At 70.9% G+C, this 26,567-nt stretch carries 21 protein-coding genes; 12 read left to right on the forward strand and 9 right to left on the reverse strand.

Translation table 11 applies throughout. The features are described from left to right. Positions 1-208 precede the first annotated feature (208 nt). Positions 209-1,396, forward strand: a complete 1,188-nt coding sequence (locus HV826_RS22575) for a serine/threonine-protein kinase (protein WP_176419081.1) — start codon at positions 209-211, stop codon at positions 1,394-1,396. A 22-nt stretch (positions 1,397-1,418) separates the two neighbouring features. On the opposite strand, the gene HV826_RS22580 is transcribed toward HV826_RS22575, so the two are convergent. Continuing rightward, positions 1,419-1,775 carry a helix-turn-helix domain-containing protein gene (locus HV826_RS22580; RefSeq protein WP_176419082.1) on the reverse strand — a complete coding sequence of 119 codons (357 nt, stop codon included), beginning with the start codon at positions 1,773-1,775 and terminating at the stop codon, positions 1,419-1,421. A 142-nt stretch (positions 1,776-1,917) separates the two neighbouring features. Here HV826_RS22580 and HV826_RS22585 point away from each other — a divergent pair, with 142 nt between their 5' ends. Then, on the forward strand, positions 1,918-3,846 hold the full coding sequence (locus HV826_RS22585) for a serine/threonine-protein kinase (RefSeq protein WP_176419083.1): 1,929 nt from the start codon (positions 1,918-1,920) through the stop codon (positions 3,844-3,846). Between the two features lie 96 nt (positions 3,847-3,942). Further along, positions 3,943-4,863: a DUF2381 family protein gene (locus HV826_RS22590; protein ID WP_176419084.1), complete on the forward strand. Its 921-nt coding sequence runs from the start codon at positions 3,943-3,945 to the stop codon at positions 4,861-4,863. An 18-nt stretch (positions 4,864-4,881) separates the two neighbouring features. Here HV826_RS22590 and HV826_RS22595 read toward each other — a convergent pair whose 3' ends face one another. Both HV826_RS22595 and HV826_RS37395 read right to left on the reverse strand, forming a co-directional pair. Then, positions 4,882-5,412, reverse strand: a complete 531-nt coding sequence (locus HV826_RS22595) for an imm11 family protein (RefSeq protein WP_255217362.1) — start codon at positions 5,410-5,412, stop codon at positions 4,882-4,884. Between the two features lie 56 nt (positions 5,413-5,468). Beyond that, positions 5,469-6,599 (reverse strand): PAAR-like domain-containing protein, encoded by a 1,131-nt coding sequence (locus tag HV826_RS37395; protein WP_176419086.1) that lies wholly within the window; start codon positions 6,597-6,599, stop codon positions 5,469-5,471. A 405-nt stretch (positions 6,600-7,004) separates the two neighbouring features. Here HV826_RS37395 and HV826_RS22605 point away from each other — a divergent pair, with 405 nt between their 5' ends. The 3 genes from HV826_RS22605 (at position 7,005) to HV826_RS22615 (ending at position 9,621) form a co-directional block, all read left to right on the forward strand. Next, positions 7,005-7,481: an Lrp/AsnC family transcriptional regulator gene (locus HV826_RS22605; protein ID WP_176419087.1), complete on the forward strand. Its 477-nt coding sequence runs from the start codon at positions 7,005-7,007 to the stop codon at positions 7,479-7,481. Positions 7,482-7,484: 3 nt separating this feature from the next. Continuing rightward, positions 7,485-8,705 (forward strand): PLP-dependent aminotransferase family protein, encoded by a 1,221-nt coding sequence (locus HV826_RS22610; RefSeq protein WP_176419088.1) that lies wholly within the window; start codon positions 7,485-7,487, stop codon positions 8,703-8,705. A 169-nt stretch (positions 8,706-8,874) separates the two neighbouring features. Beyond that, a complete protein-coding gene (locus HV826_RS22615) occupies positions 8,875-9,621 on the forward strand; it encodes an SDR family oxidoreductase (protein ID WP_176419089.1) in 747 nt (248 codons plus the stop codon). A 64-nt stretch (positions 9,622-9,685) separates the two neighbouring features. Here the strand turns inward: HV826_RS22615 and HV826_RS22620 are convergent, their stop codons facing one another. Beyond that, positions 9,686-12,082: a transglycosylase SLT domain-containing protein gene (locus HV826_RS22620; protein WP_176419090.1), complete on the reverse strand. Its 2,397-nt coding sequence runs from the start codon at positions 12,080-12,082 to the stop codon at positions 9,686-9,688. Positions 12,083-12,373: 291 nt separating this feature from the next. On the opposite strand from HV826_RS22620, the gene HV826_RS22625 reads away from it, so the two are divergent. Beyond that, positions 12,374-13,978 (forward strand): DUF3466 family protein, encoded by a 1,605-nt coding sequence (locus HV826_RS22625; protein ID WP_176419091.1) that lies wholly within the window; start codon positions 12,374-12,376, stop codon positions 13,976-13,978. A 41-nt stretch (positions 13,979-14,019) separates the two neighbouring features. Here the strand turns inward: HV826_RS22625 and HV826_RS22630 are convergent, their stop codons facing one another. From HV826_RS22630 to HV826_RS22640, 3 genes are all read right to left on the reverse strand, one after another. Beyond that, on the reverse strand, positions 14,020-15,054 hold the full coding sequence (locus HV826_RS22630) for a M91 family zinc metallopeptidase (protein ID WP_368670972.1): 1,035 nt from the start codon (positions 15,052-15,054) through the stop codon (positions 14,020-14,022). 929 nt (positions 15,055-15,983) lie between these two features. Beyond that, positions 15,984-16,400: a hypothetical protein gene (locus HV826_RS22635; protein ID WP_255208227.1), complete on the reverse strand. Its 417-nt coding sequence runs from the start codon at positions 16,398-16,400 to the stop codon at positions 15,984-15,986. Between the two features lie 63 nt (positions 16,401-16,463). Then, on the reverse strand, positions 16,464-17,891 hold the full coding sequence (locus HV826_RS22640; protein WP_176419093.1) for a S8 family serine peptidase: 1,428 nt from the start codon (positions 17,889-17,891) through the stop codon (positions 16,464-16,466). Positions 17,892-18,366: 475 nt separating this feature from the next. On the opposite strand from HV826_RS22640, the gene HV826_RS22645 reads away from it, so the two are divergent. From HV826_RS22645 to HV826_RS22655, 3 genes are all read left to right on the forward strand, one after another. Further along, the gene (locus tag HV826_RS22645; protein WP_176419094.1) at positions 18,367-19,173 is read left to right on the forward strand and encodes a prolipoprotein diacylglyceryl transferase family protein; all 807 of its coding nucleotides are present in this window, start codon (positions 18,367-18,369) and stop codon (positions 19,171-19,173) included. A 115-nt stretch (positions 19,174-19,288) separates the two neighbouring features. Further along, positions 19,289-19,867 carry a class I SAM-dependent methyltransferase gene (locus tag HV826_RS22650; RefSeq protein WP_176419095.1) on the forward strand — a complete coding sequence of 193 codons (579 nt, stop codon included), beginning with the start codon at positions 19,289-19,291 and terminating at the stop codon, positions 19,865-19,867. A gap of 281 nt (positions 19,868-20,148) precedes the next feature. Beyond that, positions 20,149-21,093, forward strand: a complete 945-nt coding sequence (locus HV826_RS22655) for an alpha/beta fold hydrolase (RefSeq protein WP_176419096.1) — start codon at positions 20,149-20,151, stop codon at positions 21,091-21,093. A 49-nt stretch (positions 21,094-21,142) separates the two neighbouring features. Here HV826_RS22655 and HV826_RS22660 read toward each other — a convergent pair whose 3' ends face one another. Further along, positions 21,143-21,424 carry a rhodanese-like domain-containing protein gene (locus tag HV826_RS22660; protein ID WP_176411291.1) on the reverse strand — a complete coding sequence of 94 codons (282 nt, stop codon included), beginning with the start codon at positions 21,422-21,424 and terminating at the stop codon, positions 21,143-21,145. Positions 21,425-21,509: 85 nt separating this feature from the next. On the opposite strand from HV826_RS22660, the gene HV826_RS22665 reads away from it, so the two are divergent. Together HV826_RS22665 and HV826_RS22670 are read left to right on the forward strand one after the other, a co-directional pair. Beyond that, complete coding sequence (locus HV826_RS22665) at positions 21,510-22,025, forward strand: GreA/GreB family elongation factor (protein ID WP_163784474.1); 516 nt, start codon at positions 21,510-21,512, stop codon at positions 22,023-22,025. Positions 22,026-22,095: 70 nt separating this feature from the next. Next, positions 22,096-24,612, forward strand: a complete 2,517-nt coding sequence (locus HV826_RS22670; protein WP_255208226.1) for an ATP-binding protein — start codon at positions 22,096-22,098, stop codon at positions 24,610-24,612. 4 nt (positions 24,613-24,616) lie between these two features. Here HV826_RS22670 and HV826_RS22675 read toward each other — a convergent pair whose 3' ends face one another. Beyond that, complete coding sequence (locus tag HV826_RS22675) at positions 24,617-26,314, reverse strand: HAMP domain-containing sensor histidine kinase (protein ID WP_255217363.1); 1,698 nt, start codon at positions 26,312-26,314, stop codon at positions 24,617-24,619. Positions 26,315-26,567 lie beyond the last annotated feature (253 nt).

Below are 26,567 nucleotides of genomic sequence, written 5' to 3' on the forward strand. Positions count from 1 at the left end.
GTCCCCCACCCGCCCGCGATTCTGGCAGTGACGAGAGCTGGCGGTCCTGACGCACGTCAACGACGGGTGCGGCGTGCCAACGAAGCGCCAGACGCGGCACGACCCACCACACGGAGCGCGCCCCTCTCCCATCCGCGAAGCCCGGCTTTTCCTCGCCGGGGCCTTCATGCTAGCTCAGCACATCAATTAACCCAGGAGGTTAATAATCATGAGCGAGCCGGACACGAAGCCCCGGAAAGCAGCCCGGAAGGGCGCGCTGGAGAAAGGGCTGGAGCAGCTGAGCCTGGAGCTGGCGCGAACGGGCTTCTCGGCGGGCCCTGTGGAGTTCCGGCTCGTGCGTCCGCTCGCGGAGCGAGGCAACGGGGAGCAGGTGCTGCTCTTCGAGCGGCGCCTTCGCCACGGGCCCCCGGGCCAGGTCGTGGTCAAGTGCCTCCAGAACCCCGCCACCTTCCTGATGCGGCAGCGACTCAAGGAGGAGGTGCTGCTGGCCTTCCGCCTGCGGCATCCCGCCATCGCCCAGGCCCACCACTTCCGCGTCATCGGCCGGCAGCCTCACGCGATTCTGGAGTACGTGGAGGGGCCCTCGCTCGACTCGCTCATCACGGTGGCGCTGATGCGGGGCACGCCCCTGCCGCCCGCCTTCGCCGTGTACGTCGCCACCGAGCTCGCGGACGCGCTCCACCATGCCCATACGCTCGCGGACGAGACCGGCAAGCCGCTGGGCATCATCCACCGCGACGTGAGCCCTCGGAACATCCGGGTGGAGCGCGCCACCGGACAGGTCAAGCTGACGGACTTCGGCGCCGCGTACTCGAAGCGGGTCGGCCGGGAGGAGACGCCTGAGAAGCTCCTCAAGGGCGACCTCATGTACGCCTCTCCTGAATACCTGTCTGGCGCGCCCATGGATGCGCGCTCCGACCTGTTCTCACTCGGGCTGGTGCTGCTGGAGGCGCTGACGAACCGCCACCTCTTCGGCGCCTGGCTCCTCGAGGACGCGCCGTCCCCTCCTGACGCCGTGTCCGGCTTCCGCGCGGACGAGCCGCCAGACCTGCCCCTCCATCAGATACTCGCCCTCACGAAGCGCTGCACCCGGCACGACGTGGAGCGCGCGACGGCCACGCTTCCTCCGGGGCTTCAGCCCATCCTGCGCCGGATGCTCGCGAAGGCGCCCCAGGAACGGTACGCCACGGCCGAGGCGCTCCTTCACGAGCTGCGCGCCCAGCTCCATGCCCTGATGCCCGGGTACGGACGCGCGGAGGCGGCCCAGGACATGGCGCGCGCCATCGCCGATGCCAGCGGCATGCGCGGGCTCGGGGAGCCCATTGAAGGCGGCATCTATCCGCCCGGGCTCGACGCGCACGAGCTGATGCCGGACACGGAAGAGGACGCCGGGTGAGGCGGCCATGGCCCGGCGACGCTCAGCGCAGGAGGACCTTCGCCATGAGGATGAGCACCTGGCGCTGCTCCTCATCCAGCTTTCGCGCGAGCCCCGTCAGCAGGTGCACGGAGGGGGGCGCATCCTCACGGCCCGCTCCCCGGCCCTTCCTCCGCGTCGGTGGCTCAACGCTCCCGAGCACGACCTCCGGGGAGACCTTCAGCGTCTCACAGAGCCGGACCAGGGTGGGGACGCTGGGGAGCATCCGCCCCCGCTCCAGCCGGTTGTAGACGATGGGGGAGAGGTCCATGCGTCCCGCCACCTCGACCTGGGTGAGGCCCAGGCGCTCCCGGGCGGCGCGAGCGGCACTTCCAATGGCTGTGGCCAGCTTCTCGTTCATGGGAGGGGCGGACCTCGCGGAGCCCGCGAGGCTCCGGCGTCATACCATCCAGCCGAGGCCCCGGCATCCCCCGGGGCACCAGCCGCCTGACCGCCGCGCGGGCGGTGAACCCACGCCGTGATGGCAGCCCCGCGTTACCTCCATGCACCCACGCGACACAGCGCAGTCAGCGGAGCCCACGCCCGGCGACGACGTGGGCGGCTACCTCTTGCTGGGGCTGGCCGGTCAGGGCGGCTTCGGCAAGGTGTACCTGGCGGAGCGCGGTGGGCAGCGCTATGCGCTGAAGCTGCTGCCGCTGACGGGCGCGGGGCTGGGCGCGTGGGGCGAGCGCGAGCTGCTCATGCTGGCGAAGGTGCGGCACCCCAACGTCGTGCGGCTGCTGGGCCACTGGCAGTGGCCGGACCGGACGCCTCGCTTCCTCGTCATCATCATGGAGTACGTGGACGGCCAGCGGCTGGACGTCTGGGCGGACCTGGAGAACCCGTCCGCGCACGCGGTGCTGCTCCGGGTGCGCGACGTGGCGCGGGCGCTGCGGGCGCTCCACCAGCACCGGGCGCTGCACCGGGACGTGAAGGAAGCCAACATCCTCGTGCGCGCGGCGGATGGCGAGGCCGTGCTGGTGGACCTGGGCGTGGGCAGCCACGAGGACGTGTCGCACGCCACGGGTGGCTCGCTCCCTCCGGGCACACGCGCCTATCTGAGCCCGGAGGCCTGGCGCTTCCACCTGGAGCACCGCGACTGTCCCGACGCGCACTACCGCTCCACGGCGGCCGACGACCTCTATGCCCTGGGCGTGGTGCTCTACTGGCTGCTGACGGACAGGAAGCCCTTCGCCCTGCGCATGGAGGGCGACGAGGCGGCGGTCATCTCCCAGCCGCCCGAGGCGCCGCGCATCCGCAATGGCCGCGTGCCCGAGGCGCTGAGCGCGCTGTGTCTGCGGCTGCTGGACAAGGCGCCCGAGAACAGGCCCGACGCAGGGGCCCTGGTGGAACACCTGGACGAGCTGCTCACGCGGGAGGGCGCGGACTGGCACGCGCCTCTGTGTGACGGCCACGACGCGCACAACCTCACCACCTGGCCCGGTCCCGATGCGGACGAGGAAGCGGCGTGGTTCAACGAGGTACGCGAGGAGCTCCCGCCGCGCCGGGGGCAGCGGCCCTGGCTCGTCCGTGAGTTCGTCACCCCATCACCCGCGCCGGCAATGTCCCTCACCGTGGACTCGCCGTCCCCGCCTTGGCATATCCACCAGGCGCCGGTGCCTTCGAGACTGCCTGCGCTGACGCCGGTGGCGCATGCTCCTACGCCAGAAGAGCGCACGGGGCGACCCGGTGTGCTGCTGGGTTTCGCGGCGCTACTGGGCATGGTGGCGCTGGCATACCTTGGAGGCATGAAGCAGGGGCCGCCGGGTGACGCGAGGACAGGTGTGCCACCTGTCCGGAAAGTGGCATCACCGGCACAGCCGCTGGAGAGTAACGGGGCCGCGGCGCCGCACGCAGAGGTCCTCACTCCCGCGGCCATCGCCCTTCCGGCGAGGACGGAAAAGGAACCAGCTCCCGTGATGACGCAGAAGCAGGCTGGCAAGCTCCAGCGCCCCACGTCGCACAGCACCTCGGGCAAGGCGCTCAAGGTGGCGGCCACGGCCTGCACGCTACTGGGGTGCCCGGGGGCCCAGGTCCGCGCGCCGCCGCCTCCGGAGCCGTGTCCTCCCGGGGCGGTGGAGATGATGGCGCAGCTCGGCATCGACGTGGGGGACAAGGAGGGGTGGAGCTTTGGCGGCGGTGCCCGGTTCCTCACCGTGCGCGAGGGTTGGACGTCGGTCCGCATCGCCGGAAGGGACTTCGGTGACATCCCGAACGGCTCCGTGGCCTCCGGCCGGCTCGTCTTCGGTGACCGCGTCTATGGCCGCCTCACCCAGGTGCGGTTTGATGACACGGGCCGCACGGTTCCCGTCTGCTTCGAGTTGCTGACCACCGGGAGCAAACGGGGCCTGGAGATGGAGCCCGGGGATGCTCCAGGTACCGCGAGGGTCTTCTCCGTGGGCTTCCTGCGCGCGGTGAGCCACTTCGAGTAGGACCTTCCGGCCCAGACCCGCGCGGGGGGCATGCCAGGGCACGCCGCGCTCCCCCACGAGAGTCTCCTCCACGCATCCAGCCAGAGGTTCCGCTTCGTGCTCGCTTCGTCCCTTTCCTTGCTGCTACCGGCCTTGCTCGCTGGGAACGTCACGGTGGAGCAGGGCGCTGCGCAGTGCCAGACGGGCATCCGCCACGTCGAACTCACGACGACGGCGGAGACCCCTCCCGCCCAGGTGTGCGTCAGTCCAGGGCAGGCCACGCTCATCAACTTCGACGGAGCGCTCGTTCCAGGCTCCATGGCGATCGACGGCGCGGAGCGTTTCGCGCAGGCGGAGCTTGGCTCCAGCAGCCTCAAGCTGGTGCCCTCTGAGAAGCTGGTGCCAGGAGAGCGGCTGCGGCTGACGGTGCGCTTCCAGGACAGCGCCGCGCCGACGAGCGCGACCCTGTTTCTGGTGGTCCACCCCGCCCAGGCCGAGTCATTGGTAGACGTCCACCGGCAGACACGCACCGTGGAGTCGTACCACCAGGAACTGCGGGCCCGGGACGCTCAACTGCGGCAGCTTCGCGAGGAAAACGCTCGGCTCCGCGTTGAGACCACCGGCCCTGGCGGGCTGGCGGGACTTCACACCGCGGGACTTCTCGATGACCAGGCTTTCAGGGCAATGGATAGCAGCGCGAGCGTTCGAGTCCCGCCCACGAGCGCGCTGCTGTCGGATGGCGCACTGCTGAGCTTCCGCGCCGCCGGGCGCGTCGCGGTGACGATGCGCCTGCTGAATCCCGAAGGCTCGGCGCCCTGGACGGTCAAGGACGCGCGGATGGTCCTGGTCGGCAGGAAGGGTGTGGAGTTGACGGTGCTGAAGGTGTGGCCAACGTCGCCCATCCTGCCCGGCACGACGCTCTCCATGGTCGTGGAGGCGGAAGTCGCGGGGACGTATGAGCAGGGGCCCTACACGCTCCAGCTCTGGGAGGCAGAGGGCGGAAGGAAGGCCATCATCCAGGGCGTGATGCTGCCATGAAAGCGGGCAGGCATCGGCTCACGCCTGGAATGCAGCAGCGTCGCTCCACTGGCTCACGGGGATGAAGCGCAGCCCCTCCGGCTTCAGCGCCAGCACCTGATCTGCCAGCGACTGGTGGAAGACGTGGGTGGAGGGGGTCTCCGACAGGCAGAACGCAAGCCGCCGCTCCAGCGGAATCTCCAGAAGCACCGGCTCGTCCAGCACCAACCTTCGAACTCCGAGGACCTCCCCGTCGTCATGGAGCGACAGCACCGAGCGCTCACGGTCGACGCAGGCAATCCAGTTGTGGACGTGCATGATCCAATAGGGTCTCACATCATCAGGCGTCACTCGGACATCCGCCGGGATGAACTGCACCCCGTAGATGGCCAGCGGCTCCAGAGCCTCCTTGAAGCGAGGAGAGAACACCGGCTCGGGCAGCTCGTGGAAGTCCACCATGAGGGGATTCCTGGGGATGGGCTTGCCCAACCTGAGATTGACGGGACGCCCCAACGGCTTGACAGGCCTGGGCCTCACCAGCCCCACGAAGAACTCGTCCCAATCCATCATGGGAAAGTCATTTGAGGCGACAGACTCCAGGACGCAGTATTCGTTCTGCATGGAAGTCACGCTCCAACGACGAGGGCTCGTGGGGGCAGCGACTGTGTCGTCACGCCATGAGCCAGCCCGTGATGGCGTCCCTGTGGGCATGGTGCCGCAGTGGGTTTCTGGCTGATGCTCCGCAAGCCGCCACAGCCCACGCCGCCCACCCGATAGTCGAGTCCATCCCGGGTAAGCGTCCACAAGCCCGACTCGATACTTTTCAGAATCTCCGCGCTCACCTTGTCCAGGGGCGCGGCGAGAGCGTCCGGGTTCGAGCAGCACTCGCCCGACGACACCCGCCGCTCAAGGTCACGGAGCCTCTTCTTCACGGCCTTGGGGTACGGCAGGTGCAAGTCATGGGCGAAGCCTTCGGCGTGGTTGCCCCGGTGCACCGCCACACCCAACTGGCACGCCAGCGCCATCTTCATTGGGAGGAAGACACCGTTCCGACTCCGGTCCGGGTGGTAGCCGAACTGCGTGCAGAAAGCGGCCCATTTCGGATTGTCCAGCGCCTCCAGGCAGATGAGGTGGTGCGCCGCCAGCGAGAAGGGCCCCGCGTACCACGGATGCGTGGACAGCTCCCGCCCCTCCAGCATGTTTCGCCCCAGCACCGCCGAGTTCCCCAGGTTGCACCCCACCCTGCCCTTCCTGTCGAAGGCGTGCGCCTCCTCCCCGCAGTAGCCACACGGCTCCTCGGGCTCCCTCTGCGCCACCTCCTCCTCTCGCACCGCCTCTGGCGGCGCGCCCTGCGGCTGCATGAGGGGGAATGGCGCCGTGTTGTGGTCATTCAGCGTGAAGAGGTCGAAGTTGCGCACCACCGGCCTGCCCTCGATGAAGATGTCAGCGGAGTAGCTCACCGGGTGGGCGCGCCCCTTCGTCGTCCCCGACGTCACACCTCCGCCCGCCGTGCCCGCCTCGTTGCCGGTGGACCTGCCCAGGTATGAGTCCCGCAGGGCCACCGACGCACCATTGATGCGCACCGTCCGGGAGCCATTCTCCAGGTCCCGGCTCACCGCGACGTTGGGGAGCGGCACGGGCAAAGGCCCTCCCGGCGAAGGCACCCGGCAGACGTCCGGAAAGCCCACCACCGTGCCGCCGCTCTCCGTGGTGACCGGCGTCATGCCATTCACATAGACCTCGCCCTTGTCGGACATGCGTGCCCCCCACGATTCCGCGCAGCGCCCTCGCGCAGTCTTACCTGACAGGCCATGCGCCGTGGAGCAGACCCAGCCACTTCTATCCAGCAGGTGGCAGCGGGTCCCCTCCCGCACGCGCCCGGGTGATGGTCGCCTCGGCGCCGAGTTCACCCGCGAACTTCCACCTGCCTCGCGGTGTCAACGCCCCCCCCGGGCAGGTGCCACCGCGCCTGGCGCGCCCCAGCTTCCCGCCGCTCTCCAGCCGAGGCCTCGCCCGGCGGACAAGCACACCTTTCCACCGGCAACACCGGCACAGCTTCCGACGCGAACGGACACCGCCGCCGGGCTTGCATCCTTGGAGCTTCAAATTTAAATTATCTGCCGTCCGACCAAAGTACCTATAAAATCAAGGCAAACGCCCCCATGTTCCTGGACGAGCTCGACCACCGCATCATCGACATGTTGCAGCGCGATGGCCGCGCCACGCAGCTGGAGCTGTCGCGCGCGGTGAAGCTGTCCCAGCCGGCGGTGGCGGAGCGGATCCGCAAGTTGGAGGAGCGCGGCGTCATCACGGGCTACTCGGCCCGCGTGGACGCGGCGAAGCTCGGCAAGGACATCACGGCCTTCATTGGCGTGAGCATCGAACACCCGAAGTACTTCGACGAGTTCCTGAAGCAGGTGCTGTCGCTGCCGGACGTCCTGGAGTGCCACCGCGTGGCGGGCCAGGACTCGTACCTGCTCAAGGTGAAGTCGGCGAACACCCGCTCGCTCGACTCCCTGCTGGTGGAGACGCTGCGCACCATCGCGGGCGTCACCCGCACGCAGACCACCATCGTCCTGACGTCCATGAAGGAGGACACGCATGTGCAGGTGCCTCCAGAGAACCCGAAAGGAGCGTGATGCATGAGCGCTGACGCGATGAGCGCCCCCCTCCCCCCGCCGCCCGTATGGCGGCTGGCCCAACGGATGTCCCGCATCAAGACGTCCGCGGTGCGCGAAATCCTCAAGGTCGCCGAGCAGCCCGACATCCTCTCCTTCGCGGGGGGCCTGCCGGCCCCGGAGCTCTTCCCGCTGGAGGCCATCGCCGAGGCGCACGCCGAGGCCCTGGCCACCGAAGGCCGCGCCGCGCTCCAGTACAGCACCACGGAGGGCTTCGGCCCGCTGCGTGAGTGGATCTGCGGCCACCTCCAGAAGCGCGGCCGTCAGTCCAACGCGGACCAGGTGCTGATTACCAACGGCTCGCAGCAGGGCATCGACCTGGTGGCCAAGGTGATGCTGGACCCCGGTGACCTCATCATCGTGGAGAACCCCAGCTACCTGGCGGCGCTGCAGACGTTCGGCGCCTACGAGGCGCGCTTCGCCACCGTCGGCAGCGACGACCAGGGCATGCGCACCGACGACCTGGAGCGCCTGCTGGCCACGCACAAGCCCAAGCTGGTGTACGTGGTCGCCAACTTCCAGAACCCCAAGGGCACCACCCTCTCCCTGGAGCGGCGGCGTGAGCTGGTCCGCCTGGCCCAGCAGCACCGCTTCCTCATCCTGGAGGACGACCCCTACGGCGAGCTGCGCTTCCGCGGCGAGCACCTGCCGTCCCTGGCCGCCTTCGACGACGAGGGCGTCGTCGTGTCGCTGGGCACCTTCTCCAAGACGCTGGCCCCGGGCATGCGCCTGGGCTGGGCGGTGGGCCCGCGCGACTTCGTCCGCAGCCTGGCGGTCGCCAAGCAGTCCACCGACCTGCACACCGCCACGCTGGCCCAGCGCGCGGTGGTGAAGCTGCTGGCGCGCTTCGACTACGCGGCCCACCTGGAGTCGCTGCGCCCCGTCTACGGCGAGCGCGCCCAGGCCATGCTGGACGCCCTCCAGGTCCACATGCCCGCCGGCACCCGGTGGACGCACCCCGAGGGCGGCATGTTCCTCTGGGTGGAGCTGCCCGACGGGCTGGACGCCCAGGCGCTGCTCCCCAAGGCGGTGGAGCAGAAGGTGGCCTTCGTACCGGGCGCGCCCTTCTTCGCCAACACCCCGCGCCCGGAGTTCATGCGCCTCAACTACTCCAACCGCCCGCCAGAGCTGATTACCGAGGGCATGCGCCGCCTGGGCGCCGTGATTGCCGCCGAGCTGGGCTGAGCCGCTGACGGAGCGTCCTTGCCGCGCCGCGTCGGAAACGGCGCGGCGCTCTTCACTTCAGCGAAGTTGAAGCTTGATTCAGGTTTCAAATCGCTCGCCGCTGGCCAGCGCGGTCGGGGTTTCGTACCCTGCGCGGCATTTCGTACCACCCCACCTGCCGGAGAGACACATGCAGCTCAAGGACCTGAAGATCATCGTCACGGGCGGCGCCCAGGGCATGGGCGCGCACTTCGCGCAGCGCCTGCATGAGGCGGGCGCCCAGGTGGCAGTGGGCGACGTGGCCGAGGAGCGCCTCGCCTCGCTGCCCGCCGGCATCCACCGCCGCAAGCTGGATGTGTCCTCCGAGGAGGACATCGTGTCCTTCGTGAGCTGGGCGCAGGGCGCCATGGGCGGCCTCAACGGCCTCATCAACAACGCGGGCATCCTCCGGGACGCGCTGCTGGTGAAGAAGGACCGGACCACCGGAGAGGTGAAGAAGCTGGCCACCGCCGACTGGAACGCCGTCATCGGCGTCAACCTCACGGGCGCCACGCTGATGGTGCGCGAGGTGGTGGCGAAGGTGGCCGAGTCCGGCCAGAAGGGCGGCGTCGTCGTCAACATGTCGTCCATTGCCCGCCACGGCAACCGCGGCCAGTCCAACTACGTCTCCGCGAAGGCGGCGCTGGCGGCCAACACCGTCACCTGGTCGCGCGAGTTCAGCCCCTTCGGCGTGCGCGTGGGCGCGGTGGCCCCGGGCATGATTGAGACGCCGATGACGCAGGGCATGAACCAGAAGGCCCGCGACGCGCTGGTCTCCAACATCCCCGTGGGCCGCATCGGCCTGCCCGAGGACATCTGGCTCGCCGTGAAGTTCATCTTGGAGTGCGACTACTTCAACGGCCGCACCATCGACGTGGACGGCGGCCTCAACTTCTGAGTGAGGCCCCTCCTCCGGGCGGCACGGCGCCGTGCCGCCTGGAGGTCCGCTGGGGAGCCGCGCCTCACCGCCGGCTGGCGTCGCTGAGGCGCAAGTCCCGCAGCAGCGCGGGCTCGTCCGCGTAGAGCAGCTTGTAGGCGCTGTAGCTGCCCAGCACCTTCTTCACGTACCCGCGCGTCTCCTCGAAGCCGATGTGCTCCACCCACTCGTCGAGCTCCGCCTCGGGCAGCGCGTGCCGCCAGCGCTCCACCGCCCGGGGCCCTGCGTTGTAGGCCGCCACCGCGTAGGCCACGTTGCCGCCGAAGTGCTTGAGCAGCTGTCCCAGGTACGCCGCGCCCAGGCGGATGTTGGTGTGGGGCTGGAGCAGCGCGGACTCGCCCGGCATCGGCATGTCCAGCGAGTCCGCCACCTGCCGCGCCGTGGCCGGCATCAGCTGCGCCAGGCCCAGCGCGCCCGTGGCTGAACGCGCGCGGGCATTGAAGCGGCTCTCCTCGCGGATGAGGCCCTGGAGCAGGTCCGGGTCCACGCGGTGGGCCCGCGCGTAGCGGGCAATGGACGTGCGGTACGCCAGCGGCCAGGTGGCCTCCCAGACGGGACGGGACGCGGCGCTCAGCGGACCGTGCACCTCCTGCTTCAGCGAGGTGCGCGCCACCTGCCGCGCGGCCCGGTTGCGGCCGGTGCGCTTCAGCGTCTGGTACAGCAGCCGCGCCGGGGCCTCGGGCAGCGCGCGCGCATCCACGGCGAGGAATTCCTCCACCGCGCCGGGCAGCCCCAGGCGCATCAACTCCACGCCCGCGTTGAAGCGCGCGTCCTTCGCCAGCGCGCCGGGCGGCAGCGGCCAGACTTCCTCGGACTCGCCCACCTCCGCCACGGCGTCGTCCGTCGGGGTGTCACCGCGACCGGAGCCGCCGGTGCCCTCCAGGGACTCGGGAGGCACGGGCTTGGGGTAGAGCCGCGCCAGGCGCTCTGGTGAGAGCAGCGCGAGCCGTGAGCGCGCCAGCATCCCGTACCAGGCCGCGGGGCGCTCGGCGGCGATGTGCGCGTAGGCCTCGAGCGCCGCCTGCGCGGAGGCGCCGGACTCCTGCATGCGCGCGCGCCAATACCGTGAGCGCCACAGCGCCTCGTCCGTGCGCGCCGCCTCGGGCAGGTGCTCCACCGCCGTCAGCGCCGCCAGGGCCGCCGGGGCGTTGGCCTTGCGGGAGTGCAGCCAGAAGGCGCGGAAGAGCGACTCCGAGGCGAAGTTCCCCGCCGGGTAGCGCCGCGCGGCCTCTTCGTAGCGCGCCAGGGCCGTGTCCGCGTCACCCATGCGCTGGAGCAGCCACGCCTCGAAGAAGAGCGCGTCATCCGCGTAGCCATGCTCCGGGTAGTCCCGGGCGAGCGTGGCGTAGGTGGTGATGGCCGCCTTCGGCTCCACCACCGACTGGGAGTAGCCCAGGATGTAGAGCGCCTGGGGCCGCTGCTCGGACGCCGTGCAGCGCTCCACCATGGGCTCCAGCACGGCGATGGCCCGGCGGTGCTTGCGCTCCTTGCGCAGCGCCCGGCCATAGGTGAGGTGCGCGCGGCAGGCCAGCTCGTCTGGCAGCTCCACGTGCGGCAGCACCTTGTTCAGCAGCGCCATGCCAGCGTGGTTGCGGTGCAGCTCCACCAGCGCCTCGGCGCGGCGCACCCGCCACTTGAGGGGCAGGGGCAGGCCCTTCAGCCGCTGCTCGGCGCGTCTGGCCTCGCGCGACAGCGGGCTGGTGGCCCACACCTCCAGCAGCGCGCGGTGCTCGGCGTTGTACTGCCCTTGCGCGCGCGCCAGGTCGCAGATGGTCAGCAGCGCCTTCATCCGGAGCGCGTCTGGCCCTCGGGACTGGCGGCTGTCGATGAGCTCCTGGAGCGCCGTCAACGCGCCGGGGATGTCCCTCCTCCGCTGGAGCACCCGCGACAGGCTGAAGCGCGCCTCCGGGTACAGCGGCGAGCCCGGGCTCACGCCGCGGTACTGCCCCGCCGCCGTGTCCAGCTTGCGCAGCCGCTCGTTGGCCTGGGCGGCCCGCAGCAGGCCGTGGTCGCGCAGCGCGCCGTAATCATCCGCCAGCGCGGCGAACTCCTCGGCCGCCGCCGCGTGGTTGCGCGCCAGCAGCGCGCTCTGCGCCATGAGGAAGCGGACCTGCGGCGTGGCCTCCTCCTGGGCGAGCAGCGCCCTCACGCGTGCGTAGCGGCGACGCCGGAATTCGGAATGCGCCTTCGCCAGCGAGCCCTCCGCGAAATACGGCGCCAACCGCTCCGGCCCGAAGGCCGCGGTGGACAGCTCACCGTCGGTAGGCTGCGCGACGGGGGAGTCGAGCAGCGCCTCCAACTGGTCCTCGGAGAGCACCTCGCCGGGCTCTTCCTCCAAGGGCGCCTGCGCATGGGAGGGCGTGGCGCCCAGCATGCCCGCGCAGGCGAGAAACACCACGGCACCTGCTCGAAGTCCCACCATGACCGCCCTCTTTCTTGAACCCGGGGCGGCAATGCATCGTCACTCGGCGCGCGTTGGGGAGCCACCCTCCCTGCACACCCGGACGCGCGCGTCAGCCAGCGGATACAGCGCCAGTGTGTGCGCCAGGGACAGTGCTCGAAACCCAACGGGCGCACTCCACGCGCGGGCTGATTTTCGCCCACGGAGAACTAATGCAACACGATTGCGAATAAGAATCCGCCGTGACATATGTCGGGGCCGCGCGAGGCGACATCCGCCCACGCGGTTCTCCACTCAGTGCCGGGACAAGCGATGCATCTCCGAACTCTTCATCTGGCCCTCCTGGCCGCGACGGCCATCCTCCTGGGGGGCTGCGGCGCCTCCGACGCCCCCGAACCCATCGAGTGCGGTGGCTACGGGCACCTGCATGGTGACCACTGCCACTGTGACGAAGGCTATGAGGCGGACGGCCTCACCTGCGTCCCCGCCGAGGAGCCCGTCGTCGAGTGCGGCGGCCATGGGCACCTGCACGACGACCACTGCCACTGTGACGCGGGCTACACCGAGCAGGACGGCACCTGCGTCCCGGCCGAGGAGCCCGCGCCCGACTGCGGCGAGCACGGCCACGCCCACGGCGACCATTGCCACTGCGACGAGGGTTATGTGGAGCAGGACGGCACCTGCGTCCCCGCCGAGGAGCCCGCGCCCGACTGCGGCGAGCACGGCCATGCCCATGGCGACCACTGCCACTGTGACGAGGGCTATGTGGAGCAGGGCGGCACCTGCGTCCCGGGCGAGGAGCCCCCGCTCGACTGCGGCGAGCACGGCCACTCCCATGGCGACCACTGTCACTGTGACGCGGGCTACGTCGAGCAGGGCGGCACCTGCGTCCCGGAGCCGCCGCCCGTCACCCCGGAGCTGCCGGCGTACACGCTGGTTCCCATCGGCTACCCCTCTGGCACCGGCAGCCATGCCCAGGCGATGAATGACGCCGGGCAGGTGGTGGGCAACGTGCGCTCGGCCGTGGTGGGTGGCACGCCGCCGCCGCTCATCGCCTACCACTGGAGTGACGACACGCTCACCGAGCTGGGCACCCTGCCCGGAAGCAACGCCTTCAGCCGCGCCTTCGGCATCAACGCCAGCGGCGTGGTGGTGGGCGAGAGCGACAACAACGCGCCTCGCGCCTTCCGCTGGGAGGCCGGCGCGCTGACGGACCTGGGTACGCTGGGCGGCGCCACCGCCGTCGCCACCGACATCAACGACAGCGGCGTCATCGTGGGCAGCGCCTCCACGGGCACCGCCAGCCGCGCCTTCCGCTGGGAGGCGGGCGCGATGACGGACCTGGGCTCACTGGACGGCCTGGACACCACGCTGGCCCGCGCCTGGAGCATCAACGCGCACGGCGACGTGGTGGGCTACAGCAAGAACGCCCAGGGCGTGACGCGGGCCACGCTGTGGACGCGCGAGGGCACCCGCGTGAATCTGGGTGCGCTGGACGTCACGCGCGCCAGCCAGGCCCATGACGTGAACGACGCGGGCACGGTGGTGGGCTCCGCCGTCGTGGGCGCCACGTCCGGTGGGTCGCCCATCTACAACGCCTTCGTCTGGAGCGACGGCACCATCCGGAGCCTGGGCACCCTGCCGGGCCTGCCCGACGCCATCCACAGCGAGGCCAAGGGCGTCAACGCGGAGGGCTGGGTCGTGGGCTACGTGGGCCAGTTCCATGGCAACACCACGCTGGGCACCGCGTCGGCCGTGGCGTGGCTCGGCGAGCAGATTCACGACCTCAACAGCGTGCTCCCCGCCGGCAGCGGGTGGACGCTGCTGAGCGCAGAGGACATCAACGCCCGCGGGGACATCACCGGCCTGGGCCGCTTCAACGGCACGCTCACCGCCTACAAGCTGGTGCGTCAGTAGGCGCGCCCCCGGTGGGCCCGAGGGGGACGCCCCCCTCGGACTCACTTCTCCAGGTCGCCGACAATCCGGCCGATGGGCGACGGCTCGCCGCGCAGCTTCTGGAAGAAGTTGCGGTTGTCGGTGCCCTGGTCGAAGACGCTCAGGGTGTCATTGATGCCGTTCTTGTCGGGGCGCATGCCCGAGTAGTCCTGCCGCGACGGCAGCCCGTGCTCCGCGCGGAGCGCGTTCTCGCTGGGCGCCCAGCCCGCGGGCGTGTGCGGCGTGGGACGCAGGCCAATCGTCTCGAACTCCTCCCGCAGGCGCAGCCGCTCCTCGACCGTCTCCTTCATGGGCTTCGTGTACTGGGGGTGCTGGTTGAAGACGTCCGCGTTGCTGTGCTTGCTGGCCGCCAGCGGGCTGACCTGCACGCCGTTGGCCGCGCGCCACGCGTGGACCGACTCGTGGCCCAGGCTGTTGAAGCGCGGCCCCGTGGCCTGCTCGTTGTACCGGATGTCGCTGGGCCGGCCCGCGCCAGGCTGGCCCTCGTAGCGGTACGCCGGGCGCGTCGAGGCGTAGGTGCCGTCGTTCCGGGGCATGTGAGACATGGGCATGGCGCTGTTGCGGCCCGAGTAGATGTCCGCCACCGTCAGGGGCTGCCGCTGGGTGCCCGTCATGCCGGGGTTCACCGCCTGCGTCCGGCCGTTGAGCTCCGTCATCAGCTGGTTGCCATGGGGCTGGCTCGTCAGCCGGTGCGCGGAGGTGCGCACGTCCGAATTGAAGTCCGCGAAGTCCGCGCCGGACTGGCCGCTGTCACGGCGCGTGCGGATGCCCTGCAGGTCCGGGTGCACCACGCCGTAGTCCGTGCGCTTGAGGTTGTCCTTGCCCGTCTGCAGCTCGCTGGGCGCGGGGCGTTGGGCCCGGCCGCGGTCTCCGTCTTCGGCGTCTTGTCCGCCTTCTGCGGCTTGCTCGCGTCCAGCTTCGGGGGCGCGCTGTTGGAGCGGGGACGCGAGGAAGAGGAGGCGGGATTGGAGAAGGAGGGCTTCGAGCGGAGCTTCATGGGGAGCCTCGGGAGCGGGAGGAAGGTGGCGCTCCCACACCAGAGCATGTCCCGTGCCTGCCGCGTCGCGTCACAGCCCATGAAGCAAAGCTCGTGATTTCAAGGGGTTCCGCGAGTCCCTAGGAGGCGCCCGGGCGGGGAGACCGGTGACACCGCGCATCCCCTGATGACGGGCGTCACCAGTCACCACCACGAGTGGGTCTGACGGCGGATCCGCTCCACGCGGCGCCGGACGCTGCGGTGGCCCGAGGCCAGGCACCCGCACCGTCTGCCTGCCACGCACCGCGCCGCGATGCTGGCGTGTGGGCCGGCCTTCGGAGCGCTGGAGGTGGCGGGCGGGCGGGACACCCGGGGAGAGCGCCTGCGGCGGCAGCGGCGGCAGGAGCTGCCTGGCTTCCAGGCCGTCATCGCGCCACCTCCAGGTGAGAAGGGCTGCACGCACCGTGTGAGGGCTTCATCGCCAGTTGCATGGATGGGCTCCGGGGGCTCGCGTCCACTGACCGCGAAAGGCAACCTTCGTGCCTTTCAATGGACAGACGCAGACCCCTGGTTTTCCTGGCGGCGCCGGGACGAGACGGGGGCGAACCGACTGTGCGCGTGTGCACTGGACGTCACACCGCGTGACACGGGTGACAGCAGGACACGGCGACAATGGGAGACAATCACTGCTCACCGCGTCGCCGCGCGCACAGCTTCACACGCGCCGCGCCCTGGCCCCGTCCACCAGCCGACGTCACCCTTCGACTCGCGGGCGACTGGCGGAATGACGGGCTAATCGCGAGATTCCAAGCTATTCAGGAAGAAGCGGCGGAGCCGTCGGTTCTCAGTAGCGGAAACGAAGGCTCGGCCACATCTTCAGGAAAGGCGGGAACACGCGCTTTTCCAGGTGGCGACAGGGCCACCCGGGCAGCCCTCCTCAGACAGGGAGGGAGTCCCAGACCAGGGGTGCGAGGCGAGGGGCACCCACCGCTAGATGAGGTCGAGGGGCATCATCGTGCCCGCTTCGAACTCCGGGGCACGGCGCAGCTGGTCCAGCACCCGCGGCGCGCAGCGCAGGTGGAGCATGGGCATGGAGCCCGGCTCGCTCACCGAGCGCACCGCGCCCAGGAGGTGGTGGGCCTCCAGCCAGCGCATGAGGCTCTGGTGGAAGCGCGCGCTTTCGGCCAGACCGGCCTGGTGCACGTCCACGCGGGAGCGGACGGGCGGACGTGGAGCCGCGCGCCCACGCGACGCCGCCGCCGGTTCCTCGCGGGGCATCACCGTCACGTCAATCCAGTCTGGCTGCGTGTCCGCACCCGCGGCGCCCGGCAATGGGCGCACGCGCGCGGACAGACCCGGGACGCCGCCGACCCGGACGTCCCCCCACTCGCCATTCTTCCTGCCCATGGCCCTCATCCTCTCCCGGGTCCGGCGCTCCCATGGCGCCGACCCCGGCTTCAACCACCACCGTCACCTGAATACGGCCAGGCCCTTGCCTGTCTTGTGGGTTCCCGACCGAGGGAGCTTCACCGCATTCGACAGGATCAAATCCCTCACCTCGAGCGCCGTCAAGTCAGGGGCACGGCAGCGGTACAGCGCCGCGATACCCGCTACATAAGGCGCTGCCATGCTCGTGCCACTCATTCGCTCGTAGAACGCCTGGTTGTTACAACGACGCTCCGTGCTGGAATAGACATTCACGCCATACCCCATGATGTCCGGCACGACGCGCCTACCCACGGTGCCGCTCGCGGAGAATGTGGCCACGCTACGCTCGAAGTCGACCGCGCCGACAGCCAGTGATTCTGGAAAGGCCGCTGGATAACCAACCGTGTCGGGTCCACTGTTACCTGCAGCCACAACGGGCAGGACATTGCTGTCGAGCAGGCGACGAATCATCGTCTGCAGCGCGCGCAGGTTGAGGTTGTAGTCCGCCTCGGTGATGCCGGGCGGCGGCATCAGCGGGAAGCCGAGCGACAGGTTGACCACCGCGGGCCGCGTCGAGTTCTCCGGGCGGCTGAACTGGTGCAGCAGCCACTCCATGCCCGCGGCCACGCGGCCCAGGCTGGTGCGGATGGTCTCCGATTCGATGACGGACGCGACGTAGAGGTCCACCTCCGGGGCGACGCCGTGGTGCACACCCGCGGCGATGCCGCACACGTGCGTACCGTGGCCGTCCGGGTCGAAGCCGCGGATGTCACGCGCCGGGTTGTGCGGCGAGTTGGGGAACAGCGACACGTAGCGGAACTGGATGACGCGCGCGGCGTGCTCGGGGTGGTCCGCGTCCACACCGGTGTCGAGGATGCCCAGCATGACGCCGGCGCCGCGGATGCCCTGGGCGTGGGCCAGGGGGACGCCGGACTCGTCGGGCCACTCGCGCTCGGCCAGCGAAGACATGCCCCGGTTGCGCGGTCCCGGTTGTCCCGCCGACACCGGGCCGGGGAAGGACAGCGGGACGACGTCGGGGATGAACTCGAAGTCGCGCTCCAGCTCGCCGCGGGCTTCCTTCTCCGTGTGCTCTTCGTAGAAGTGGGCCATGGTGGCACCGATGAGCGGCATGTACCGGTAGCTGCCGGGCTCCGCGCCGGTCTGCTCCGCCACCGTCGCGCCCGGCATGGGCGGCGTGGAGGCGTCCGCGCCGCGCGTGCCCAGGCGCGCCGCCTTCGCGCCCTTGCCCTTCCGACGACGCTCCTCCTGTCCACTGACCGGCGGGCGCGAGCCGGGCAGCGTGGCCGACCGCAGTCCGAGCGCGAACAGCGTGTCCGGCGCCTTGTTCGCCACCGCGAAGCGCAGCGCCGTCGTGCGCGACAGCACGCGCTCGCCCTGCTCCGTGCCGCGAGGCCCCACGCGAGCCTGCGACTCGATGGACTCCTTTGGAACCAACAGGTAGGACTTCATGGGTTGTGTGCTCCTTGAACCACTGTGCTACGCCGGACGCATGAGGCGAGGTCGTCCAGCATCAGGTCAGCACCCGTCGCGTGCGGCGCCTCGCGCGTGCGACAGGGGCAATGGGGCCGCGCGCCTAGCCCGACGTGACAGACTGCTCGCGGCGTCATGCCTGTCCCCCTTCATCCAAGAGGCCCTGCGTTCCCGTTCGATTGGACAGGAAGGGCCTGACAAAAAACCACGGATTTCCCGTAGTACACGCACGAATGGATTAATTCGGTTCTAACTGGCCTTGCGCGAACGTCCGGAAGTGGGAGTGATTCCCTCCTGGGTACGAGCGAGGTGCCCGGAGGCACACAGGAGCGGTGTCCTCCACCCGACCTCCAAGAAGACGAGGCCGGGAAAGACTCCGTTCCGACATTTGTTCGCCCACATCCCTCCGCCCGGATTAAGGGTGGGACGTTCGCATCCCCTGGAGCCGCCTGACGTGATTCCCTACTGGCACGCCCCCTCGATTGAGCTGGGGCCCCTCAAAATCGAGCCCTTCGGCATCTTCGTCGCGGTAGGCATCCTGCTGGCCGCTCGCCTGCTTGGCCGCAACGCCGAACGCGACGGCCTGAACCCTGAGCCGCTCGCCGACTTCGCGCCCTGGGGCGTCGGGGTCGGCGTCGTCGTGGGCCACTGGGTGCACCTGTTCTTCTACCACCCGGAGGAGCTGTCCAAGAGCCCGTTCCAGATACTGAAGGTCTGGGATGGCCTGTCCTCGTTCGGCGGCCTGTTGGGCGGCATCCTCGCCGCCGTCGTGTTCTTCAAGGTGCGCAAGCTGCGCTTCTCGGACTACTCGGACGCGTTCGCCCTGGGCGTGGCGCCGGGCTGGGCGGTGGCGCGGCTGGGCTGCTTCGCCGTGCATGACCACCCGGGCGTGCCCACGGACTTCTTCCTGGCGGTGGCCTTCCCCGGTGGCCCTCGGCACGACCTGGGCATGTACGACGCCATCGCGCTCTTCGCCATCAGCGGCCTGCTGTACGCGCTGCGCAACGCGGGGAAGCTGAAGGGGCGCCTGCTGCCGCTGCTGGCGGTGCTGTACGCGGTCTGCCGCTTCTTCTTCGACTACCTGCGCGCCACGGACATGGCCTACGTGGACGCCCGCTACTTCGGGCTGACGCCCGCGCAGTACGGCTGCGTCGCGCTGGCGCTCTACGGCATCTGGGGCGTCCTGCGGCGCCGGGAGCCGGGGACGGCTTCTTCGCCGCCGTCGTCTCCAAAAAGCCCGGGCACGGTGGGCGCGCCGTAGCGTCACGACGTCCGCTGCCCTGCTCGCGGCAGCCTGGCGTCTCATGGGCCCGGAAGCTCCGACGCATTCGCGGCGGGCGTCCGGGTCCGCGTGTTTCCGAAGAGGAGGCTGCCGCATGAAGGCGCTCGCGTACGACGCGGTCATGACGCCCCTGGGCTGGCTGGGCCTCACCGCCGCCCGGCGAAAGCTGGTGCGCGGCCTGTCCGGCCACGTGCTGGAGGTGGGCACCGGCACCGGCCTGGCGCTGCCCGGCTACCCGGACACCGTCACCGCCGTCACCGCCATCGACGTGGACGAAGCAGCGCTCGCGCGTGCCCAGCGGCGGCGGCCCGACGCGCGGCTGCTGTACGCCAGCGTGGAGTCCCTGCCCTTCCCCGACGCCTCCTTCGACGCCGTGGTGTCCAGCCTCGTCTTCTGCAGCGTGGAGGCGCCGGCGCGGGCGCTGGCGGAGGTTCTCCGGGTGCTGCGCCCGGGCGGCGCGCTGCGCATGCTGGAGCACGTGCGCGCGCCCTCGCCGACGCTGGCCACCGTGCAGGACCTGCTCACCCCCGCCTGGATGCGGGTGAGCGGCGGGTGCCGGCTGGACCGGGACACGTTCGACCTGGTGCGGCGCGCGGGCTTCGACGTCGAGCGCCGCGTGCAGCGGCTCCAGGGCGTGAGCGAGCTCATCTTCGCCCGGCGCCCGGCGGGCTGACGCACCACCGGAGCGCGCGGGGCGCAACGGGCATCCAGCGACACCACGAAGGCGGGGGCCGCCGGAAGGTGACGCGGGCCCGTGTTGCACGGCCGGCCGCCTGCGCGAGAACCTTCCGTCCGCGGTGCGTTTTCGAGCGGGTTCCCGCTGACTCTCCTCTCTAAAAAGCGGGTGCGCACCAACCCCGCGAGTCGCTTCCAGCGAGGCAATGTCAGAGGTAGCCGTAGACTCCTCGATGCACCGGCGGACTTTCCCGCCGGAGAGCCCCGAGGCATTCACGCATGAGGAAGCTCCTCGCCGCCCTGCTCGCTCTTCCCGTTCTCGCCGCCTGTGGTCCCGCGCCGGAGTCAGACTCGAACGACACGCAGCGGGTGCCCGAAGGCGCAGAGGTCGCCTCCACCGAGCAGGGGCTGTTCGGCATGCCCCGTGAGCGCTCCGTCCGCCTGCGCACCGGCGTGACGCTGCGCTACGTGGAGCAGGGACTTCCGCTGGGCCCCGCGGTGGTGTTCCTCCACGGCTACTCGGACTCCCACCACACGTGGGACCTGAACCTGCGCACCTTCCCGCGCGACCACCACGTCTACGTGCTGGACCAGCGCGGCCACGGGGATTCGACGCGCCCGGCGTGCTGCTACACGCAGCAGTCCTTCGCCGCGGACGTGGAGGCCTTCCTGGACTCGGTGGGCGAGCGCAGCGCCATCCTCGTCGGCCACTCCATGGGCAGCTTCATCGCGCAGCAGGTGGCGCTGGACTTCCCGCGGCGCGTGAAGGGGCTGGTGCTCGTCGGCTCGGCGCCCACCGTGGCCGGCAACCCGGTGGCGCTGGAGCTGAAGTCCATCGTGGACACGTTCGAGGGCACGGTGGACCCGGAGTTCATCCGCGCGTTCCAGGAGAGCACCTTCGTGCGCCCTGTCCCGGCGTCGTACATCAACACGCTGGTGTCGGAGAGCAGCAAGGTGCCCGCGCGCGTGTGGCAGGACGCGCTGGACGGCATGCTCGCGGAGGACCACTCGGCGCGGCTGAACCGCATCCGCGTGCCCGTGCTCGTCGTGGGCGGTGACCAGGACGGCTTCTTCCCCGTCGCCGACCAGCGGGCGCTGGTGAACGCCCTGCCGGACGCCGAGTTCAAGCTGTACCCGAACACCGGCCACGCGCCCCACGCGGAGCAGCCGCGGCGCTTCAACCAGGACGTGCACCGCTTCCTGCGCGACGTGACGCGCGGGTAGGACGGCTGGAAGCGCGTGCCCGGGCCACCGGGCACCTGCCCTTGGGTGGCTACCAGTTCTTCACGGACTTGAGGTCGAAGACGTCCGGGAAGCCGTTGGCATGCAGCAGCTGCGCGGCCTGGGCGCTGCGGCCGCCGGCCGCGCAGTACACCACCACGCGCGTGCCGGGCGGACCCACCTCGGCCAGCCTGCGGGGCAGCTCCTGCACGGGGATGTTCCGGGCGGGCTCGGGGTGCCCTTCCTGGAATTCCTGCGGCGTGCGCACGTCCAGCAGCACCGCGCCTCCGGCGACGAGCTGCCGGGCCTTCTCCGAGAGTTCCTGGGGTGTCATGCCCCCATTCTAAGCCCGGGCCGGCGGGGGCGACTGGCCGAAAACTGGAGGTGTCCGCCGCGGACGCTACAGTTCTGTACCACCCATGGGACTCGACAAGCATGCCCTCCTGGGCCAGCTCGCGGACCGCCTCCAGCAGAGCGACCGGCTGGCCCACCGCGCCGAGGCGGAGGCCCGCGAGGCCGCCCGCAGCCTGGCCACGGAGTCCGAGAAGAAAGAGGACGGCCGCGCCGCCCTGGAGTTCGGCAGCCTCGCCACCGGACAGGCCAACCGGGCTCGCCGGGTCCAGGAAGAACTCCAGGCGCTGACCAAGTTTGGTCAAGCGGAGTTCCCACGCTTCCCCCGGCAAGGCCCGGTGGCGCTGGGCGCCATCGTGGACGTCAGCACCGAGGACGAGGAGGGCTTCTCCGAACGGACCTTCTTCGTCCTCCCCGCCGGCGCGGGGACCGAGCTGACGGGTCCGGGCGGTGACGGCTTCCTGTCCGTCATCACCCCCGCCTCCCCCGTGGGGCGCGCCCTCATGGGCCGCAAGGCGGGTGATACAGTGGAAGTGATGCTCGCGGGCGAGGTCCGCGAGTGGACGGTGCTCGAGGTCGCGTGATGTCGAGCCTTCGACGAAAGCCCGGGGGGCCGTAGCGCTCATGGCGCCCCTCGCGCGTGAATCCGCAAAGATGTCTTCTTCGCCTTCACCGCAAATCCAGGCGCCGCCCGCCCCGGCCCTCCTGCCGCTCACCTGGCCCGCCGCTGTCGTGGGCCTGATGTTCGGCGTGCTGATGACGTACGTCCCGTACGAGTTCCGGGTGGCCTCCTTCCGGCCGCTCTACCCCTACGTGCGCCTGCTGGGCCTCACGTACCTGACGGGCAGCATCATGCTGATGGGCGCGCTGCTGTATCCGCGCGCGCCGCGCTGGCTGGACGTCACGGGGCGGCTGCTGCTGGGCGCGGCCATGGCGCTGTACTGGTGGGTGCTCAACGTCCTGCCCGGCAGCTTCACGGGCATCATCCTCTACCCGGTGCTCTTCGGCGGCGTGGTGCTGGAGGCCTGGCCCGCCATGCGCCAGCGCCCCGTGCTGCGCACCTTCGCGGCCCTCACCAGCGCGGCGTTCGGCGCGGCCATGCTGGTGGTGCCCGAGCGCTTCCCGCTCTCCGTCTACGCCCACCTCGCGCCCCTGCGGCCCCTGGTGGGCGTGCTCTTCGCCGTCTGCGGCGTGGGCCTGCTGCTGCCTTCCCAGTGGCTCCACCGCCGGCTGCCGGCCCTGCTCATGGGCGGGCTGGCGGTGCCCTTCGCCCTGCTCGCGTACGCGCTGGGCCGGGGCGCGTCGTGGCTGGGGGCCTGCGTGTACGCGGTGCTCACCCTGGCCTGTGTCGCGCAGGCCCTGGACTGGCGGCCGCGCGCGCCGCGCACGGTGGGGTGGAAGCTGCTGCGCGGGCTGGCCTTCGCGGGGCTGGTGCCGCTGCTGGCGCTGGGCGGGCTGGCGGCGTACCTGGCGCAGAACGCGATTGAACAGCAGGTGCGCGACGACACGCAGCGCGCCGCCGCGGGCGAGGCCGACTTCCTGCGGCGCTACCTGGACGACGCGGGTGAGTCCCTGGCGCTGATGCTGGAGTCGCCGGGCTTCCGCGCCGCCTTCGCCGCGGCGGCGCCGGAGCGACTGGAGCCCTACCTGGTCAACCTGGCGGCCCAGGAGCGCGCCTTCGACGCGGCGCTCGCGGTGGACACCCATGGCCACATCCTGGCCGCGTCTCCCAGCGTGGAGGGGTGGAACCTGGAGCCGCGCGCCTTCCTGCCCCCGGCCTTCACCCGGGGCGCCGAGGTCTCCCCGCCCTTCATCCGCCCGCCCGGCCAGCCCCTGGTCGCGGTGACGCAGCCCTTCCGCGAGGACGGCGAGGTGCGCGGAATGCTGGTGGGTCTGATGTCCCTGGAGCGCCTGAGCCAGGCCACCACGCCCGCGTCGCGGCGCTTCCACGTACAGGTGTTGGACCGGCGCGGCCTCAAGGTGCTCCGCGACACCGCGCCGGGCGCGCCGCTGCTGGGCGAAGCGCACCTGCCGGACGCGCTCAGCCTGGAGCTGCTGCGGCCCGGCATCGGCGTGCTGGAGGCCTTCGACGCGGCGGACCGCCGCATGCTCGCCGCCGAGGCCCCCGTGGAGGGCACGGAGTGGAGCGTGCTGGTGACGCAGGAGCTCGTGGTGGCCTACGCGGCGATTACGCGCATGAGCGCCGCGGTGGTGGGACTGGTGCTGCTGGGCGTCCTCATGGCCCTGCTGCTGTCGCAGTGGGTCGCTCGCGACGTCATCCGCCGCCTGGACGGCCTCCGCGCCGCCACCGCCGCGCTGACCGCGGGCGACTGGTCCCAGCGCGTGGACGTGGAGGAGGACGACGAGCTGGGCGAGCTGGCCCGCGGCTTCAACGAGATGGCGGCCCGCACGGGCGCCACGCAGACGGAGCTGAAGGAGGCGGTGCGCGCGCGCGAGGAGTTCCTCAGCGTGGCCAGCCACGAGCTGCGCACGCCGCTCACCCCGCTCAAGGGCTTCGCCGCGCTCACCCTCCAGCGGCTGGAGCGGAGCGGAGACTTCCCGGAGCGGGAGCGGCTGCTCAAGGCGCTGCGCTCCATGGCCCGGCAGACGGAGCGGCTGACGCGGCTGGTGGATGACCTGCTGGACACCGCGCGCATCCAGGGCGGGCGGCTGGAGCTGGAGTGCAAGCGGCTGGACCTGGTCCCCCTGCTGGGCGAGGTGCTGGAGCGCTTCGCGCTGCGCACCGAGTCCGGCGTCACCTTCGAGCTGAACGTCCCCGCCCACCCGGTGGAGGGCGACTGGGACGCGCTGCGGCTGGAGCAGGTGCTCACCAACCTGGTCAGCAACGCCGTGCGCTATTCGCCCCACGGCGGCGCGGTGCGCATGTCCTTGGAGGCCGAGCAGACGCACGTGCTGCTGAGCGTGCGTGACGAGGGCATCGGCATCCCCCCGGAGAACGTGGCGGACCTGTTCCGGCCCTTCGCGCGCGCGTCCAACGCCCAGGCGCGCCACTTCGGCGGGCTGGGGCTGGGCCTCTTCATCTGCCGCGAAATCGTGGAGCGCCACGGCGGCACCATCTGGGCGGAGAGCCCGGGGCCCCAGCGCGGCAGCAGCTTCCACGTGCGGCTGCCCCGCCGCGCCGAGCCCGCGATGCCGGCGAGCGCGGCCTAGCGCCTCAGGACGACGACGGCTCCGGCGCGCCGTGCGCCATCAGCCACTCCTCGGGGATGTCACCGCGCGGCAGCTCCAGCACGAAGACGGAGCCCTGCCCCGGCTCGCTGGTGGCGCGCACCGTGCCGCCGAAGGCCTCCACAATCTGTCGGGTGATGTAGAGCCCCAGGCCCAGGCCGCCGTAGTGCCTGTCACTCACCGCGCGCTCGAAGCGCTCGAAGATGCGCGGCAGGTCCTCCGCGGAGATGCCGATGCCGCCGTCGCGCACCGTCAGGCGGGCGGTGAGCCCCTCCGCCTCCACCTCCACGCGCACGGGGTGGCCCGCGCCGTACTTCAGCGCGTTGGACAGCAGGTTGGTCACCACCTGCTCCAGCCGCAGCCGGTCCCACCGGCCCATGACGGGCACCGGCGCGTGCAGCGCCAGCTCGACCTGCAGCTGCGAGGCGGACGGCGCGAAGCGGTAGAGGATTTCCGCCGCCACGCTGGCCAGGTCCATCTCCTCCACCTCCAGCCGCAGGCGGCCCGCGGTGATTCGCGACACGTCGAGCAGGTTGTCCACCAGGCTCGTCAGCTTGCGCACCTGCCGCTGCACCACCTCCAGCGTCTCCGACACGCGCTCGGCGGACACCGGCTGGTTGTGGGCCGCCATCCCATCCACCTGCTTCTGCAGCAGCTGCACCTTGAGGTGCAGCGGCGTCAGCGGCGTCTTCAGCTCGTGGCTGGCGATGCCCAGGAACTCGTCGCGCAGGCGCACCGCTTCACGCGCTTCCTGGAGGAGCTGCGCGTTGTCCACGGAGAGCGCGGTGCGGCGGGCCACCTCCTCCGCCAGCCGCAGCTCCTCCGTGCTGAAGTCACGGGTCTCATCCGCGCGGAAGAGGGCCAACGTGCCGATGACGCGCTCGCGCGCCACCAGCGGCACGCCCAGGTAGCAGCGCAGGCCCAGCCCCCGCAGCAGCCGCGCGTGCTCCGCGTCCCGCGCGGCGGCCTCCACATGGGCCTCCGTCACCCGCAGCCGCTCCGACTGACCGGCGCCGAACAACGGCAGCACGCGCTCGGGGGGCAGGGGGTAGCGGCGCAGCAGCTCCTCCAGCAGGCCATGGCGCTCCGGCTCGGCGTGCAGCGCCGTCACCGGGCGCGGCGGCTCGCCGGGCAGGCCCAGGTACAGCACCGCCGCGTCCGCGAGCGCGGGCACCAGCAAGCGGAGCAGCCGCGGCGCGGCCTCGTCGTCGAACGCGGCGCCCAGCAGCGCGCCGGCCTCCGCCAGCAGCCGCGCCGAGCCCACCGCGTCCAGCCCCGCGGACGAGGCCACTTCACATGCGCGCAGCAGCGCTCCGGCCGTCAGTCCCTCGTCGTGCTCCAGCGGCACCGCGGAGGCGCGCAGCAGGACGTGCGTCCCATCCTGCCGGCGCACCCGCCAGCGGGCCTCCGCCACCCACTCGCCCGTGAGCGCGCGCGCCAGGGGCGGCACCTCCACCGACATGGACGCATCCTCCGCACGCGTCCACACACAGCCGGGCAAACAGCCCTGTTCGGCGCGCTCGGGCCGGCTCATGCGGAACTGACGCCCGGCCTCCATGTTGAAAGCGAGCACACGCCCGGTGACATCCACCAACACGAGTGCCTCGCCCGCCTGCTCGAGCAGCAACCGGAGGACGCCCTCTTTCAGCAGGGCGTCCGCCTCTTCGGAGTCCAGATGCGTCATCGAAAGCGGGGCGCTTCCAGAGGCCATGAGAGACTTCCCGCGAGCAGAGGCAGCATGGAGGCATGTCTCCTTCCCCGGACGAAGGGCAGCCTCCGTGTTCCCACAGAACAGCAGGAGGGGCGCCGTCCCCATCCCGCGCCCGCCAGGGTCATCGGAGCCCCCTTGCTTGCCTGCCCGGAAATCCAGATTCTCTGCCCCTTTGTAGCGCATCCGGGTGACCTTGCGTCCACCCGTGCGGCCCACTTTCTCGAGT

The sequence above is a fragment of the Myxococcus sp. AM010 genome, from assembly GCF_013372585.1.
Classification (GTDB): Bacteria; Myxococcota; Myxococcia; order Myxococcales; family Myxococcaceae; genus Myxococcus; species Myxococcus vastator.

Coding starts and splice junctions, on each gene's coding strand:
- HV826_RS22670 (WP_255208226.1), top strand. CDS start 22,096: ATGTCTTCTTCGCCTTCACCGCAAATCCAGGCGCCGCCCGCCCCGGCC.
- HV826_RS22665 (WP_163784474.1), top strand. CDS start 21,510: ATGGGACTCGACAAGCATGCCCTCCTGGGCCAGCTCGCGGACCGCCTC.
- HV826_RS22595 (WP_255217362.1), bottom strand. CDS start 5,412: ATGATGGATTGGGACGAGTTCTTCGTGGGGCTGGTGAGGCCCAGGCCT.
- HV826_RS22640 (WP_176419093.1), bottom strand. CDS start 17,891: ATGAAGTCCTACCTGTTGGTTCCAAAGGAGTCCATCGAGTCGCAGGCT.
- HV826_RS22625 (WP_176419091.1), top strand. CDS start 12,374: ATGCATCTCCGAACTCTTCATCTGGCCCTCCTGGCCGCGACGGCCATC.
- HV826_RS22585 (WP_176419083.1), top strand. CDS start 1,918: ATGCACCCACGCGACACAGCGCAGTCAGCGGAGCCCACGCCCGGCGAC.
- HV826_RS22635 (WP_255208227.1), bottom strand. CDS start 16,400: ATGGGCAGGAAGAATGGCGAGTGGGGGGACGTCCGGGTCGGCGGCGTC.
- HV826_RS22655 (WP_176419096.1), top strand. CDS start 20,149: ATGAGGAAGCTCCTCGCCGCCCTGCTCGCTCTTCCCGTTCTCGCCGCC.
- HV826_RS22660 (WP_176411291.1), bottom strand. CDS start 21,424: ATGACACCCCAGGAACTCTCGGAGAAGGCCCGGCAGCTCGTCGCCGGA.
- HV826_RS22575 (WP_176419081.1), top strand. CDS start 209: ATGAGCGAGCCGGACACGAAGCCCCGGAAAGCAGCCCGGAAGGGCGCG.
- HV826_RS22650 (WP_176419095.1), top strand. CDS start 19,289: ATGAAGGCGCTCGCGTACGACGCGGTCATGACGCCCCTGGGCTGGCTG.
- HV826_RS22615 (WP_176419089.1), top strand. CDS start 8,875: ATGCAGCTCAAGGACCTGAAGATCATCGTCACGGGCGGCGCCCAGGGC.
- HV826_RS22610 (WP_176419088.1), top strand. CDS start 7,485: ATGAGCGCTGACGCGATGAGCGCCCCCCTCCCCCCGCCGCCCGTATGG.
- HV826_RS22620 (WP_176419090.1), bottom strand. CDS start 12,082: ATGGTGGGACTTCGAGCAGGTGCCGTGGTGTTTCTCGCCTGCGCGGGC.
- HV826_RS22675 (WP_255217363.1), bottom strand. CDS start 26,314: ATGACGCATCTGGACTCCGAAGAGGCGGACGCCCTGCTGAAAGAGGGC.
- HV826_RS37395 (WP_176419086.1), bottom strand. CDS start 6,599: ATGTCCGACAAGGGCGAGGTCTATGTGAATGGCATGACGCCGGTCACC.
- HV826_RS22580 (WP_176419082.1), bottom strand. CDS start 1,775: ATGAACGAGAAGCTGGCCACAGCCATTGGAAGTGCCGCTCGCGCCGCC.
- HV826_RS22605 (WP_176419087.1), top strand. CDS start 7,005: ATGTTCCTGGACGAGCTCGACCACCGCATCATCGACATGTTGCAGCGC.